The organism is Leclercia barmai, from assembly GCF_049312895.1.
In the GTDB taxonomy this organism is placed as follows: domain Bacteria; phylum Pseudomonadota; class Gammaproteobacteria; order Enterobacterales; family Enterobacteriaceae; genus Enterobacter; species Enterobacter barmai.
In genome coordinates this window covers 352,797-366,549 of record NZ_JBMNWZ010000002.1, presented here as the reverse complement: position 1 = coordinate 366,549, position 13,753 = coordinate 352,797, and the positions used below count along the sequence as shown (strand labels likewise).

At 52.6% G+C, this 13,753-nt stretch carries 14 protein-coding genes; 13 read left to right on the top strand and 1 reads right to left on the bottom strand.

The window, feature by feature from the left end:
• Positions 1-90 precede the first annotated feature (90 nt).
• The 11 genes from ACOYA6_RS10140 to sdiA all read left to right on the top strand — a co-directional run bounded on the left by ACOYA6_RS10140 (position 91) and on the right by sdiA (position 10,483).
• The gene (locus ACOYA6_RS10140) at positions 91-1,254 is read left to right on the top strand and encodes a DegT/DnrJ/EryC1/StrS family aminotransferase (RefSeq protein ID WP_422654626.1); all 1,164 of its coding nucleotides are present in this window, start codon (positions 91-93) and stop codon (positions 1,252-1,254) included.
• Entirely contained in the window at positions 1,251-2,435 is a 1,185-nt protein-coding gene (locus ACOYA6_RS10135; protein ID WP_422654625.1) for an ATP-grasp domain-containing protein, read from the top strand. Before ACOYA6_RS10140 ends, ACOYA6_RS10135 begins: the two co-directional genes overlap by 4 nt.
• The gene (locus tag ACOYA6_RS10130; protein ID WP_039030899.1) at positions 2,428-3,555 is read left to right on the top strand and encodes a Gfo/Idh/MocA family protein; all 1,128 of its coding nucleotides are present in this window, start codon (positions 2,428-2,430) and stop codon (positions 3,553-3,555) included. Before ACOYA6_RS10135 ends, ACOYA6_RS10130 begins: the two co-directional genes overlap by 8 nt.
• Before the next feature lie 12 nt (positions 3,556-3,567).
• Positions 3,568-4,698: an FkbM family methyltransferase gene (locus tag ACOYA6_RS10125; protein WP_039030898.1), complete on the top strand. Its 1,131-nt coding sequence runs from the start codon at positions 3,568-3,570 to the stop codon at positions 4,696-4,698.
• 94 nt (positions 4,699-4,792) lie between these two features.
• Complete coding sequence (gene fliA, locus ACOYA6_RS10120) at positions 4,793-5,512, top strand: RNA polymerase sigma factor FliA (protein WP_039030897.1); 720 nt, start codon at positions 4,793-4,795, stop codon at positions 5,510-5,512.
• A 55-nt stretch (positions 5,513-5,567) separates the two neighbouring features.
• Complete coding sequence (fliZ, locus tag ACOYA6_RS10115; RefSeq protein ID WP_138369391.1) at positions 5,568-6,119, top strand: flagella biosynthesis regulatory protein FliZ; 552 nt, start codon at positions 5,568-5,570, stop codon at positions 6,117-6,119.
• An 88-nt stretch (positions 6,120-6,207) separates the two neighbouring features.
• Positions 6,208-7,008: a cystine ABC transporter substrate-binding protein gene (gene tcyJ, locus ACOYA6_RS10110; RefSeq protein WP_039030895.1), complete on the top strand. Its 801-nt coding sequence runs from the start codon at positions 6,208-6,210 to the stop codon at positions 7,006-7,008.
• A 106-nt stretch (positions 7,009-7,114) separates the two neighbouring features.
• Positions 7,115-8,101 carry a D-cysteine desulfhydrase gene (gene dcyD, locus ACOYA6_RS10105; protein WP_039030894.1) on the top strand — a complete coding sequence of 329 codons (987 nt, stop codon included), beginning with the start codon at positions 7,115-7,117 and terminating at the stop codon, positions 8,099-8,101.
• 20 nt (positions 8,102-8,121) lie between these two features.
• Complete coding sequence (tcyL, locus tag ACOYA6_RS10100) at positions 8,122-8,790, top strand: cystine ABC transporter permease (protein WP_138369388.1); 669 nt, start codon at positions 8,122-8,124, stop codon at positions 8,788-8,790.
• Positions 8,787-9,539, top strand: coding sequence for an L-cystine ABC transporter ATP-binding protein TcyN (gene tcyN / locus ACOYA6_RS10095; protein ID WP_039030892.1), 753 nt, complete (start codon positions 8,787-8,789; stop codon positions 9,537-9,539). Before tcyL ends, tcyN begins: the two co-directional genes overlap by 4 nt.
• 221 nt (positions 9,540-9,760) lie before the next feature.
• Complete coding sequence (sdiA, locus tag ACOYA6_RS10090; RefSeq protein ID WP_039030891.1) at positions 9,761-10,483, top strand: quorum-sensing transcriptional regulator SdiA; 723 nt, start codon at positions 9,761-9,763, stop codon at positions 10,481-10,483.
• Between the two features lie 66 nt (positions 10,484-10,549).
• Here the strand turns inward: sdiA and ACOYA6_RS10085 are convergent, their stop codons facing one another.
• Positions 10,550-10,774, bottom strand: a complete 225-nt coding sequence (locus ACOYA6_RS10085) for a DUF2594 family protein (protein ID WP_039030890.1) — start codon at positions 10,772-10,774, stop codon at positions 10,550-10,552.
• A 472-nt stretch (positions 10,775-11,246) separates the two neighbouring features.
• On the opposite strand from ACOYA6_RS10085, the gene uvrY reads away from it, so the two are divergent.
• Together uvrY and uvrC are read left to right on the top strand one after the other, a co-directional pair.
• Positions 11,247-11,903, top strand: a complete 657-nt coding sequence (gene uvrY / locus ACOYA6_RS10080; protein ID WP_039030889.1) for a UvrY/SirA/GacA family response regulator transcription factor — start codon at positions 11,247-11,249, stop codon at positions 11,901-11,903.
• On the top strand, positions 11,900-13,732 hold the full coding sequence (gene uvrC, locus ACOYA6_RS10075) for an excinuclease ABC subunit UvrC (RefSeq protein ID WP_039030888.1): 1,833 nt from the start codon (positions 11,900-11,902) through the stop codon (positions 13,730-13,732). Before uvrY ends, uvrC begins: the two co-directional genes overlap by 4 nt.
• Positions 13,733-13,753: the final 21 nt, after the last annotated feature.

Sequence of the window (13,753 nt, the reverse complement as noted above, 5' to 3'; positions counted from 1 at the left end):
TACACCTCGAAAGACGCCTTGTTTTACCGATAGCTCAGCAGATGATCTCGTTATGATTGGTGATAATCCCCTCATTCCACAGGTTCTCTTATGAGTGATAACGTGTATGTCACCAGTCCGTTGCTCCCCCCTCTGGAGGAGTTTATCCCTTACCTGGAGCAAATCTGGCAAAACAAAGTGCTGACCAACGGTGGGGAATTTCATCAGCAGCTGGAAGCGGCGCTGGCGGACTACCTTGGAGTGAAACACATTTGCCTGTTTGCCAACGGTACGCTTGCTCTTTTAACCGCCCTGCAGGCGCTGCGCGTGACGGGTGAGGTGATTACCACGCCGTACTCCTTCGTTGCCACCTCGCACACGTTGTTATGGAATGGCCTGACGCCGGTCTTTGCGGACATCGATCCCGATACCTTTAATATCGATCCCCGTCGTATAGAAGAGCTCATCACCCCCAATACTACGGCCATTATGCCGGTCCACTGTTACGGTATCCCGAGTGAAATGGACAAAATTCAGCAGATTGCTGACGCCTACGGTCTGAAGGTGATCTATGACGCGGCCCATGCGTTTGGCGTGCGCCAAAACGGCGTCAGCATTCTCAATCAAGGGGATCTCTCTGTTCTGAGCTTCCATGCAACAAAGGTATTTAACACCTTCGAAGGCGGCGCCATTGTTTGCCATGATGCCGCGACCAAGCAGCGCATTGATTATCTGAAGAACTTCGGTTTTGCCGGTGAAACCCGGGTCGTCGCACCGGGCATCAACGCCAAAATGAATGAGGTTGAGGCCGCATTCGGGCTGCTTCAGCTCAAACATATCGATACTGCATTAAACGAAAGAGCATCGATCTATCAGCGCTATTCCGCGATGCTGGCAGACATTGATGACATCGAGTTAATTCAGATTCCTGAGGACGTGAGCTGGAACTATGCCTACTTCCCGATTTTGATCAAGAACGCCTTCCCTCTGACGCGGGATGAAGTGTACGACTTGCTCAAAACGGAGAACATTTATACACGGCGTTATTTCTTCCCACTGATCAGTTCCTTCGCGATGTACCGTGGATTACCTACCTCCTCGCCAGAGAATCTGCCTTGCGCCAATAAGATTGCGCAAGAGGTACTGTGCTTACCGATTTATCCGGGGCTTTCGGTACAAGACCAACTTCGCATCGTCGAGACCATTAAACGGGCCGCCAGTCTGTGCGACGAGAGTCACGACGTGGAACTTATTCTTGAGAGGTGCGCGGGATGAAACAGTTACCTCAGGCTTTAATGCTGGATGCAGGATTTGCCTCTCTGCCGCTGCAGCATGCCGTGAAAGCGGCTGGTTTTCGCACCCTGATATGCAGCGGAAAAGCGGGCGACGCGGGGATGAAATATGCTGATACGTCACGCCTGCAAAACTATGCGCATACCGACGCCGTGCTGGCGATTGCGCGGGAAGAGAATATCGCGGCGCTGCTTCCGGGCGTAACTGACGTTTCCTACCTGAGCGGCTGCCGGGTTGCACATGCGCTGGGACTGCCCGGTTTCGATACACCTGATGTCAGCGACACCATTTTCCTGAAAGATAAATTTCGTGCCTGGGCGCATAATAAAGGTCTGCCCGTGCCGCAGGCCGCCTGGAATGCAGAACAAGCGCGGCGCTTAACGTTACCACTGCTGGTTAAGCCGGTTGATGCCTACAGCGGTAACGGCATTACCAAAGTGACCGACTGGATAATGCTGGAGGCGGCGATCGAAACCGCACGCGAGGCCTCGCCGGGTAAACAGTATGTGGTGGAAAATTTTTGCGAAGGCGATCTTTACAGCCACTCTGCATTTATCCGCAACGGTGAAATCGTCTGCGAGTTTTTTGTTGATGAATACTGCACGGTTTATCCCTGGCAGGTAAACAGCAGCAGCCTCAGTCAGAAACTGTCACCGGCGCTGCGCGACAGGGTCAGCGAGTGCATGCAAAGCATTGTCAGCGATCTGCGACTGGTAGATGGCCTGCTGCATACCCAGTTTATTGCCAGTGAAGGGCAGTTCTGGCTAATCGAATTAACCCGACGCTGTCCGGGCGATCTCTATTCCCGCTTGATTGAACTCTCCACCGGTGTGGCCTATGCCGACTGGTTTGTCGCGCCGTTTCTTGGCAAATCAACACCCGTTGCGCCACGCCGACCGGCACAGATCAGATCTATTGCGCGCCACACCGTCTCTGTCGATCGTCCGATGCGCTTTATGGGCTTCGCGTTTAAATCCTTACCGGCTGATGTGATTGAAATGATCCCGTTGACCAGCCCCGGCACCCTGGTGGGTCCAGCTCCGGGTGACAGAGCGGGACTTATTTTTGCTGAGTTCAGGGATGACGCGACCTTGCTACAGATGACGCCGCAACTAAAAGATTATTTTTTGCTCAATGCTTATGAAGGATATGTTGATGTTTAAGCCACTTTCTCTGGGGTTTATTGGTGGCGGCATAAATTCCGCAATAGGTCAGACTCATAAAATTGCCAGCCAGATGGATGGACACTTCAAATTAATCGCCGGTTGTTTTAGTCGGGACCAGGCCATTAATCTTCAGACCGGGCAGCAGTGGGGCCTCGAGCCAGAAAAGATCTACCGCGACGCAATGGTGCTGCTGGAAGAGTGTCATCAGGATTTAGACGCGCTGGTCATTCTGACGCCGACGCCTGCCCACCGGGAAATCATCCTGGCCTGTCTGGAGTACCGTCTACCGGTTATTTGCGAGAAAGCGTTAGTCGCAACCGTGGAAGAGGCGAAAGAGATTGCTGATGAAGTTGAACGCTTATCGGGCAAGCTTTTTGTGACCTATAACTACAGCGGATATCCAATGATCCGCGAGTTGCGGGAGCGTTTGCTGAGCGGAGAACTCGGTAAGATCCAGCAGGTTATGGTCGAAATGCCTCAGGAAGGATTTGCCAGAGTCAGGGCCGATGGATCGCCAGCAATACCGCAATCATGGCGCTGTAGCGATGGCCCGATCCCGACCGTATCCCTCGATCTGGGGGTTCATGTCCACCACATGGTCGAATTTCTCACCAACAAACAGGCGCTGGACGTATATGCGGTAAACAGCACTTTCGCACGCATTCCGAATGTTGTGGATACCGTACATATTGTCTCGCGTTATACCGACGATTTGGTCTGTAACTACTGGTACGGTAAAGCGGCCATGGGTTATCGCAACGGGTTACGCCTTCGTGTTTATGGTTCGGAAGGTAGCGCAGAATGGGTGCAGATGGATCCGGAAGTGCTGCGTATGAGCGACAGTGCAGGCCGGATCTCGCTGGTGGATCGCACTTCAGGCGATAACCGCGTGGCTCACCATGATCGCTATTGCCGGTTCAAAGCTGGTCACCCGGCAGGTTTTATTGAAGCTTTCGCCAACTATTATGCCGACATTGCAGCGAGTTTGCGGGGTGAAGAGTCCGCTTATTCTGCAGGCGCTGATACGGCGCAGCGTGGTCTGGACTTTTTGCAAAAGACGCAACAAAGTGCGCACTCAGCAAGCCGTGTATGTATTAACAATCCAGCTATCTCTTAAAATGAGGATTCAATGAGCTTATTAAATTTGCTGACAGAGAAAAATAATTACTTTTTCGATACTCTGCAGCGCATGCAAAATAATGGTAACCCTCTGGTGCTATACGGTGCTGGCTGCCTGGGCGAGATGACGTGGAATTTTCTGGCGCGCCAGAATATCCAGTTAGATTATGTCGCACTAAACCGAGCTTATATCTCTGTAGGTGCCGATTTCCATGGCATACCTGTTATTGCTATCGAAGATCTCATTGCTAATAAGACCGCTTTCAACGGTATCGTTGCCTTGCAGCATGTGACACCTGAACTGAGTGCGACATTAAGTGAAGCGGCCTGCGAAGTGTTGATTTACGATCCCGCATTCATCGGTGTTAATACGAACCTGTGGTATACGCCTGAATTTTGCGAAGAAAATTCAGAAGTACTAAACCAGTTTTATGAGCAACTCGCGGATGAGAAATCGAAGCGCACGCTGGTGGCATTTCTCAATCAGCGGTTGAGTGCTAAACGCGGACCGTATCACTCTGTTTACGAACCGAAACATTACTTCCCTCTGGATGTTGTCCAGTTGGAAGAGGGAGAGGTGTTTGTCGACTGTGGTGCCTATGATGGCGACAGCATTAATGCTTTCATGCAAGAGTTTGAAGCACAGGGTTTCGTGCAGCCGGAAAATATTATTGGCTTCGAACCTGACGTTGATAACTTTAATAAGCTTGTGGCGAACACCGCATATATAAAATCATGCCTCTGCGTGAATAAAGGTGTTTGGCATGAAGAAGCCCGGCTCTATTTCCAATCAGGACTGGCTCTCTCATCACGGCTCAGCGATGAAGCTGCTGCAGGGGAAAGTATTGCATTAACCAGTATCGATAATATCTTACAGGGCAAAAAAGCGACCTTTATCAAAATGGATGTTGAAGGTGCTGAGCTCAATGCGTTACGGGGTGCTGAAATAACAATTAGGGAACACAGTCCGGTACTGGCAATTAGCGTTTACCATAAGCCTGAGGATCTGATCACTATTCCGCAATTTGTGCAATCTGTGAACGCGGGCTACAAGTTTTACTTACGTGCCCACCACCCAGAATTAGCATTTGAATTAGTGTTCTACGCGATCCCGGAAGATCGTTGGGTGGGTAAATCCTAAATAACCCCCCATTCCCCCCCCTATTCACACGATTAAAACCCCTCCAGAATCGGATAATCATGCCGATAACTCAACTAACGCAGGGCTGTTTATCGTGAATTCACTCTATACCGCTGAAGGTGTAATGGATAAACACTCGCTGTGGCAGCGTTATGTTCCGCTGGTGCGCCATGAAGCATTGCGGCTTCAGGTACGTCTGCCGGCGAGTGTGGAACTGGACGATCTGCTACAAGCGGGCGGTATCGGGTTATTGAATGCAGTTGACCGATACGACGCTCTGCAAGGAACGGCATTTACGACTTACGCAGTACAGCGTATTCGTGGTGCGATGCTGGATGAACTGCGCAGCCGGGATTGGGTGCCGCGCAGTGTTCGCCGCAATGCACGCGAAGTGGCGCAGGCGATGGGGCAGCTGGAGCAAGAGCTCGGACGTAACGCGACGGAAACCGAGGTTGCGGATCGTCTGGGGATCACCACTGCCGACTACCGTCAGATGTTGCTCGATACCAATAATAGCCAACTCTTCTCTTACGACGAGTGGCGCGAAGAGCATGGCGATAGCATCGAACTGGTGACGGACGATCATCAGCAGGAAAACCCGTTGCACCAGCTAATGGAAGGCAACGTTCGCCAGCGCGTGATGGAAGCCATTGAGGCTTTACCGGAACGCGAACAACTGGTGCTGACCCTTTATTACCAGGAAGAGCTCAATCTCAAGGAGATTGGTGCCGTGCTGGAAGTCGGGGAGTCGCGGGTTAGCCAGCTGCATAGTCAGGCCATTAAACGCTTACGTACCAAGCTGGGTAAGTTATAGGTGATCCCTGTCACCCGTTAAGTGCCGCACAACGTATTGACAACCAGGAGTTATCATGACGGTGCAGCAATCTAAAAGACGGCCACTAAGCCGCTACCTGAAAGACTTTAAACACAGCCAGACGCATTGCGCCCATTGCCATAAATTGCTCGACCGCATCACGCTGGTCCGTCGTGGAGAGATCGTCAATAAAATTGCGATCTCCCGTCTCGATACCCTGCTGGATGAAGCCGGATGGCTGGAAGAGCAGAAAGAGTGGGTGGCGTTATGTCGTTTTTGTGGCGATCTGCACTGTAAAGAGCAGAGCGACTTTTTCGACATTATCGGCTTCAAGCAGTTCCTGTTTGAACAGACAGAGATGAGCCATGGAACGGTGCGCGAATATGTTGTCCGTCTGCGTCGTCTTGGCCAGCATCTGACCTCGCAAAATATCTCACGCGAGCTTTTGACCAACGGTTATCTGGACGAAAATCTGGAGCCGTGGCTGCCTGCGACCAGCACCAATAACTACCGGATTGCGCTGCGCAAATATGCGCAATACAAATCGCAAATGCCGGTGGCGGTGAAGCAGAAAGTCCACCGCGAAACAACTTCTGATATATATTAAAAATGAATAACATGTAGCGCAGTCGTGTTTGACCTTACGGCCGAACACCCTACACTACACTCAAAATTCCTATGATATCGGGGTATGTATGAAATTTGCACTTCTGGGTCGTCAGGCGCTGATGGGTGTAATGGCCGTTGCGCTGGTTGCGGGTATGAGCGTCAAGACCTTCGCAGCAGAAGGTCTTTTAAATAAAGTTAAAGAGCGCGGCACGCTGCTGGTTGGGCTGGAAGGGACCTATCCTCCGTTCAGCTTCCAGGGTGACGACGGTAAACTGACCGGTTTTGAAGTAGAGTTCGCCGAAGAGCTGGCAAAACACCTCGGCGTTAAAGCGTCTCTGAAGCCGACCAAATGGGACGGCATGCTGGCGTCGCTGGACTCAAAACGTATCGATGTGGTGATTAACCAGGTCACCATCTCTGACGAACGTAAGAAAAAATATGACTTCTCCACCCCATATACCGTCTCCGGTATCCAGGCGCTGGTGAAAAAAGGCAACGAAGGTTCGATTAAATCTGCCGCCGATCTGAAGGGCAAAAAAGTCGGTGTCGGTCTGGGTACCAACTACGAAGAGTGGCTGCGCCAGAACGTGCAGGGCGTGGATATCCGTACCTATGATGATGACCCGACTAAATACCAGGATCTGCGCGTAGGCCGTATCGATGCCATTCTGGTTGACCGTCTGGCGGCGCTGGATCTGGTGAAGAAAACCAAAGATACCCTGGCCGTAGCCGGTGATGCCTTCTCCCGTCAGGAAGCGGGCGTGGCGATCCGCAAGGACAACGAAGATCTGGTGAAAGCCGTTGACGGCGCCATTGCAGAAATGCAGAAAGACGGCAGCCTGAAGGCGCTGTCCGAAAAATGGTTCGGGGCAGACGTCACAAAGTAAGCAGTTGACTGAAAAAAAAGGCGCTTTGATAAGCGCCTTTTTTATTTCCTCGCCATCAGCGTGCATAATAAAAAAATCAGACTTAGACAGGGTTATGGAGGTTTTCATGTCATTACAGAATCTGACGCGTTTTCCGCGCCTCGAATTTATCGGCGCGCCGACGCCGCTGGAGTACTTACCGCGCTTATCGGACTATCTCGGGCGCGACATCCTTATTAAACGTGATGACGTGACGCCCATGGCCATGGGTGGCAACAAGCTGCGCAAGCTGGAGTTCCTGGCGGCGGATGCGCTGCGTGAAGGCGCCGACACGCTGATTACCGCAGGGGCTATCCAGTCCAACCACGTGCGCCAGACCGCGGCCGTGGCGGCAAAACTGGGGCTGCACTGTATCGCCCTGCTGGAAAACCCAATCGGCACCAAAGCAGAAAACTACCTCGGCAACGGCAACCGTCTGCTGCTGGATCTGTTCAACGTGCAGGTGGAGATGTGCGACGCGCTGACCGATCCTGTGGCACAGCTGAACGAGCTGGCGACCCGCGTTGAAGCTCAGGGTTTTCGTCCGTATGTGATCCCGGTCGGCGGCTCGAACGCGCTGGGTGCGCTGGGCTATGTCGAAAGCGCGCTGGAGATCGCCCAGCAGTGTGAAGGCGCGGTCGGCATCTCCTCGGTAGTGGTGGCCTCCGGCAGCGCAGGTACCCATGCCGGCCTGGCGGTAGGGCTGGAGCAGCTCATGCCCGAGGTTGAACTGATTGGCGTCACCGTGTCACGCAGTATTGCCGATCAAAAACCGAAGGTGGTCACGCTGCAGCAGGCAGTGGCGCAGCAGCTGGAGGTGAGCGCGAAGGCGGATATCATCCTGTGGGATGACTACTTCGCACCGGGCTATGGCACGCCAAATGATGAAGGCACGGAAGCGGTCAAACTGCTGGCGCGTCTGGAAGGGATCCTGCTCGATCCGGTCTATACCGGCAAAGCCATGGCCGGGCTTATCGACGGGATCGAGCAGAAGCGCTTCAAAGATGAAGGCCCGATTCTGTTTATTCATACCGGCGGGGCGCCCGCTCTCTTTGCCTACCATCCTCATGTCTAAATCACAGGCAGAAAATCATAATGCAAGAAAGTATCCAACTGGTGATTGATTCGTTGCCCTTCCTGCTGAAAGGCGCAGTGTTTACGCTGCAGCTGAGTATTGGCGGGATGTTTTTTGGCCTGGTGCTGGGCTTTTTGCTGGCCTTGATGCGCCTGTCGCCTCTGCTGCCCCTACGCTGGCTGGCGCGTTTTTATATTTCTATATTCCGCGGCACGCCGCTGATTGCCCAGCTTTTTATGATCTACTACGGCCTGCCCCAGTTTGGTATCGAGCTTGATCCGATCCCGGCGGCGATGATTGGCCTGTCGCTCAACACCGCCGCCTATGCCGCAGAAACCCTGCGTGCGGCGATCTCCTCAATTGATAAAGGCCAGTGGGAAGCCGCGGCCAGTATCGGTATGACGCCGTGGCAAACCCTGCGCCGGGCCATTCTGCCGCAGGCCGCGCGCGTGGCGCTGCCGCCGCTCAGCAACAGCTTTATCAGCCTGGTGAAGGACACCTCGCTGGCGGCCACCATTCAGGTGCCGGAGCTGTTCCGCCAGGCGCAGCTGATCACCTCGCGTACCCTGGAGGTATTTACCATGTATCTGGCCGCCTCGCTGATCTACTGGATCATGGCGACGGTGCTGTCGGCGCTGCAAAACTATTTTGAAAACCAGCTTAACCGCCAGGAGCGTGATCCGAAATGAGTGCTATCGACGTTAAAAACCTGGTGAAGAAGTTTCACGGTCAGACGGTGCTGCACGGCATCGATCTGGAAGTGCAGGAGGGCGAAGTGGTGGCGATTATCGGACCCAGCGGTTCCGGTAAAACCACGCTGCTGCGCAGCATCAACCTGCTGGAACACCCGGAAGGCGGCACTATTCGGGTGGGTGATATCACCATTGATACCGGCAAATCGCTGAGTCAGCAAAAGGGGCTGATTCGTCGTCTGCGTCAGCACGTCGGCTTCGTTTTCCAGAGCTTTAATCTGTTTCCCCATCGCACGGTGCTGGAAAACATCATTGAAGGGCCGGTGATTGTCAAAGGCGAACCCAAAGAGGAAGCCACCGCCCGCGCCCGCGAGCTGCTGGCAAAAGTCGGGCTTTCCGGTAAAGAGACCAGCTACCCGCGTCGTCTCTCCGGTGGGCAGCAGCAGCGTGTGGCCATTGCCCGCGCGCTGGCGATGCGTCCTGACGTGATCCTGTTTGATGAACCCACCTCCGCGCTGGATCCGGAGCTGGTGGGGGAGGTACTGAATGCCATTCGCCAGCTGGCGCAGGAGAAGCGCACCCTGGTGATCGTGACCCATGAGATGAGTTTCGCCCGTGATGTCGCGGACAGAGCGATATTTATGGATCAGGGGCGTATCGTTGAGCAGGGGCCAGCTAAAGAGCTCTTCGCAAATCCCCAGCAGCCTCGCACCCGGCAATTTCTGGAAAAATTCCTGATGCAATAGCATATTTGTTTTTAATTGCTCCGGAATTAATCTCCGGAGCAAAATATTCACCCCAGAAATGTATACTGCCGTGATTTTATCCCGTCATAACCACCCTAAGTGCATAAAATGTGTAGATAAATACTCCGGGGTCGATATTTTATACATATAAATAAGATTTATGTGTTAATTTAAGAAATCATAATAATGATTATCTTTTACAGGGGCTTCATTCAGCTGGTATGAAGGATTTAGACTTTTTCACATGGCGACGGGAATGCTATCTCCGTTTTCAGGAGATGACATCAGCCGACGAGGTATATCCCGAACTTCAGCGACAAACTCAGAGCCTGGGCTACGATTTCTTTGCCCTCTGCGTTCGTCATCCGGTACCGTTCACCCGACCCAAAGTTTCGGTGCATTCCACCTATCCGCAACAGTGGATGGCGCAGTATCAGGCGGAAAATTATTTCGCTATCGATCCGGTACTGAAACCCGAAAATTTCGTTCACGGACACTTACCCTGGAACGATGCTCTGTTCGCGGATGCGCAATCCTTATGGGACGGTGCGCGCGATCATGGCCTGCGTAAAGGGATCACCCAGTGTCTGATGCTGCCAAATCATGCGATGGGATTCCTGTCGGTTTCCAGTACCAGCCTGTCAATAAACGTGATGATGGGGGAAGTGGTTGAAATGCGTCTGCAAATGCTGGTGCAAATGGCATTGACGACGCTGCTGCGGCTGGAGCATGAAATGGTGATGCCACCTGAAATGAAATTCAGCAAGCGCGAGAAAGAAATTCTGAAATGGACGGCGGAAGGGAAGACCTCAGCAGAAATAGCCATCATTCTTTCTATTTCTGAAAATACGGTGAACTTCCATCAGAAGAATATGCAGAAGAAATTCAATGCGCCAAACAAGACGCAGATTGCCTGCTATGCGGCGGCGACGGGGATTATCTGACTACAATTCTGTTCTGCGTGGCAGACGAGTAAACGGCTGAATGCATTGCTTTCAGCCGTTTTTGTTTTATTGACGGTAAGCTTGCTTGATTTGCTTAACGGTGCTGGAAAATACTTCAGCCTGAGATGAATCTTCCATCTGCGCAATCTGGCGTTCCATCTTAAGGATCACACGACCCGCGTCGGCCTGGCCCATTGCCTGGAGCATCAGGGTAAGCAGAGATTTCAGGCAGGAGACTTCCTGTGCCAGTTCTTGATTATTCTCAGCAGTGGCAAAATCAGGTGTGCTCATTTATTTTCCTCATCATAAAAACGGCGCTTGAGCGCAGAGATCAAAGTTCAAGGCGGCGGAGTATACCACAAGCCGTAAAAAAAAATGCAGTGGTTGTTTTTTGTACTTTTACCCGTCTTGTTTATTTAATTAAACCTTAGCCCCGACTAAACTTTTTGAAAGTGTAGACCGTGATTATTGTTTGGCTAAGGTAATGCAAACGTTAATTATTGTTACAAAATTATATGGGGTATTTTTACAGCGGAAAAATAGCCTTTAAATTTCGTCAATTTTTGAAAACATCTGACTTAAGAAAGAGGGTTGAGCCATACTGAGCAAGGCTTCTGTTTCCAGTTGATGTACAAGTTAATTTCCAAAAAAGAGAGCCTTATCGAAGGCATGCATTTTTTAACGTTTTCAGTTTGCGATAAAAAACGTTAATATGAGCCGAATTAACTGTCTGTAGCGTTATCCCTATTCTGGAGAATTTCCTTTGATCAACGTCCTTCTTGTTGATGACCACGAACTGGTGCGCGCAGGGATACGACGCATTCTTGAAGATATTAAAGGTATAAAAGTTGCTGGCGAGGCCTGCTGCGGTGAAGATGCCGTAAAATGGTGCCGGACGAATACTGCTGATGTCGTCCTGATGGACATGAACATGCCCGGTATCGGTGGCCTGGAAGCAACGCGTAAAATTGCGCGCGCCTGGGTTGATACCAAAGTGATCATGCTGACGGTTCACACTGAAAACCCCCTTCCTGCAAAAGTCATGCAGGCGGGCGCCGCGGGCTACCTGAGCAAAGGCGCCGCTCCGCAGGAAGTTGTCAACGCTATCCGGTCTGTCTACTCCGGACAGCGCTATATTGCTTCCGATATCGCGCAGCAAATGGCGCTCAGCCAGATTGAGCCAGAAAAGACCGAATCACCGTTTGCCAGTTTGTCTGAGCGCGAATTGCAGATTATGCTGATGATTACCAAAGGCCAGAAGGTGAATGAGATCTCTGAGCAGCTTAATCTCAGCCCGAAAACGGTGAACAGCTACCGCTACCGAATGTTCAGTAAACTGAACATCCATGGCGATGTCGAACTCACTCACCTGGCCATCCGTCATGGTCTGTGCAATGCCGAGACCCTAATTAGTCAGTGAGTGAAGTGTTTGAATCCAGTGCTTTCCTGAAAACCGTCACCAGCCAGCCAGGCGTCTACCGGATGTACGACGCAGGCGGGACGGTTATCTATGTCGGAAAAGCGAAAGATCTTAAAAAGCGTCTTTCCAGCTACTTCCGCAGCAATCTTGCCTCCCGCAAAACAGAAGCGCTGGTCGCTCAGATCCAGCAGATTGACGTCACTGTGACCCACACAGAGACCGAAGCGCTGTTGCTGGAGCATAACTACATCAAGCTGTATCAGCCGCGTTACAACGTGCTGCTGCGCGATGATAAATCCTACCCGTTTATTTTCCTGAGCGGCGACACACATCCGCGCCTCGCTAGCCATCGCGGGGCCAAGCACGCGAAAGGCGAGTACTTCGGCCCGTTCCCTAACGGCTACGCGGTGCGGGAAACCCTGGCGCTGCTGCAGAAGATCTTCCCGATTCGCCAGTGTGAAAACAGTGTTTATCGCAACCGCTCTCGCCCCTGCCTGCAGTATCAGATAGGTCGGTGCCTCGGGCCGTGCGTCGAAGGGCTGGTCAGCGAAGAGGAGTACGCTCAACAGGTGGAATATGTGCGCCTGTTCCTGGCCGGTAAAGACGACCAGGTGCTGAATCAGCTTATCGCCCGCATGGAGAAGGCCAGCCAGGCGCTGAACTTTGAAGAGGCGGCGCGGATCCGCGATCAGATCCAGGCCGTGCGACGGGTAACGGAAAAACAGTTCGTCTCCAATAACGGCGACGACCTGGACGTGATTGGCGTGTCGTTCGATGCGGGCATGGCCTGTGTGCATGTGCTGTTTATCCGTCAGGGTAAGGTGCTGGGCAGCCGCAGTTATTTCCCGAAAGTACCGGGTGGTACGGAGCTGGGCGAAGTGGTGGAGACCTTTGTCGGGCAGTTCTATCTCCAGGGCAGCCAGATGCGAACGGTGCCGTCTGAGATTCTGCTCGATTTTAATCTGAGCGATAAAACCCTGCTGGCAGATTCGCTGTCGGAGCTGGCTGGGCGTCGGGTAAACGTGCAGACCAAACCGCGCGGCGATCGTGCCCGCTACCTGAAGCTGGCGCGCACCAATGCCGCAACGGCGTTGACCACCAAGCTGTCGCAGCAGTCGACCGTTCATCAGCGTCTTGTTGCGCTGGCGACGGTGCTCAAACTGCCGGAGGTGAAACGCATGGAGTGTTTCGATATCAGCCACACGATGGGGGAGCAGACCGTGGCCTCCTGCGTGGTGTTCGACGCGAACGGCCCGCTGCGTGCGGAATACCGGCGCTACAACATTACTGATATCACTCCCGGAGATGATTACGCCGCCATGAATCAGGTGCTGCGCCGTCGCTACGGTAAAGCCATCGAAGGAAGTAAGATTCCGGACGTCATCCTGATTGACGGGGGTAAAGGCCAGCTCGCCCAGGCAAAATCGGTGTTTGCCGAACTGGACGTCACCTGGGACAAGCATCATCCGCTGTTGTTAGGCGTGGCAAAAGGTACCGATCGTAAAGCCGGCCTGGAAACCCTGTTCCTGGAGCCGGAAGGGGAGGGCTTTAGCCTGCCGCCGGACTCGCCTGCGTTACATGTGATCCAGCATATTCGCGATGAGTCACACGATCACGCTATTAGCGGCCACCGCAAAAAACGGGCAAAAGTGAAAAACACCAGTACGCTGGAAACGATCGAAGGGGTCGGGCCAAAACGTCGCCAGATGTTGCTGAAATATATGGGCGGTTTGCAAGGATTACTCAACGCCAGCGTCGAGGAAATTGCAAAAGTGCCAGGTATTTCGCAAGGGCTGGCAGAAAAGATCTACTACTCGTTGAAACATTGAGGGCTCTGTAGCAACATAGGG

Coding starts and splice junctions, on each gene's coding strand:
- dcyD (WP_039030894.1), top strand. CDS start 7,115: ATGTCATTACAGAATCTGACGCGTTTTCCGCGCCTCGAATTTATCGGC.
- tcyN (WP_039030892.1), top strand. CDS start 8,787: ATGAGTGCTATCGACGTTAAAAACCTGGTGAAGAAGTTTCACGGTCAG.
- ACOYA6_RS10085 (WP_039030890.1), bottom strand. CDS start 10,774: ATGAGCACACCTGATTTTGCCACTGCTGAGAATAATCAAGAACTGGCA.
- ACOYA6_RS10130 (WP_039030899.1), top strand. CDS start 2,428: ATGTTTAAGCCACTTTCTCTGGGGTTTATTGGTGGCGGCATAAATTCC.
- sdiA (WP_039030891.1), top strand. CDS start 9,761: ATGAAGGATTTAGACTTTTTCACATGGCGACGGGAATGCTATCTCCGT.
- tcyJ (WP_039030895.1), top strand. CDS start 6,208: ATGAAATTTGCACTTCTGGGTCGTCAGGCGCTGATGGGTGTAATGGCC.
- tcyL (WP_138369388.1), top strand. CDS start 8,122: ATGCAAGAAAGTATCCAACTGGTGATTGATTCGTTGCCCTTCCTGCTG.
- ACOYA6_RS10140 (WP_422654626.1), top strand. CDS start 91: ATGAGTGATAACGTGTATGTCACCAGTCCGTTGCTCCCCCCTCTGGAG.
- ACOYA6_RS10135 (WP_422654625.1), top strand. CDS start 1,251: ATGAAACAGTTACCTCAGGCTTTAATGCTGGATGCAGGATTTGCCTCT.
- fliZ (WP_138369391.1), top strand. CDS start 5,568: ATGACGGTGCAGCAATCTAAAAGACGGCCACTAAGCCGCTACCTGAAA.
- ACOYA6_RS10125 (WP_039030898.1), top strand. CDS start 3,568: ATGAGCTTATTAAATTTGCTGACAGAGAAAAATAATTACTTTTTCGAT.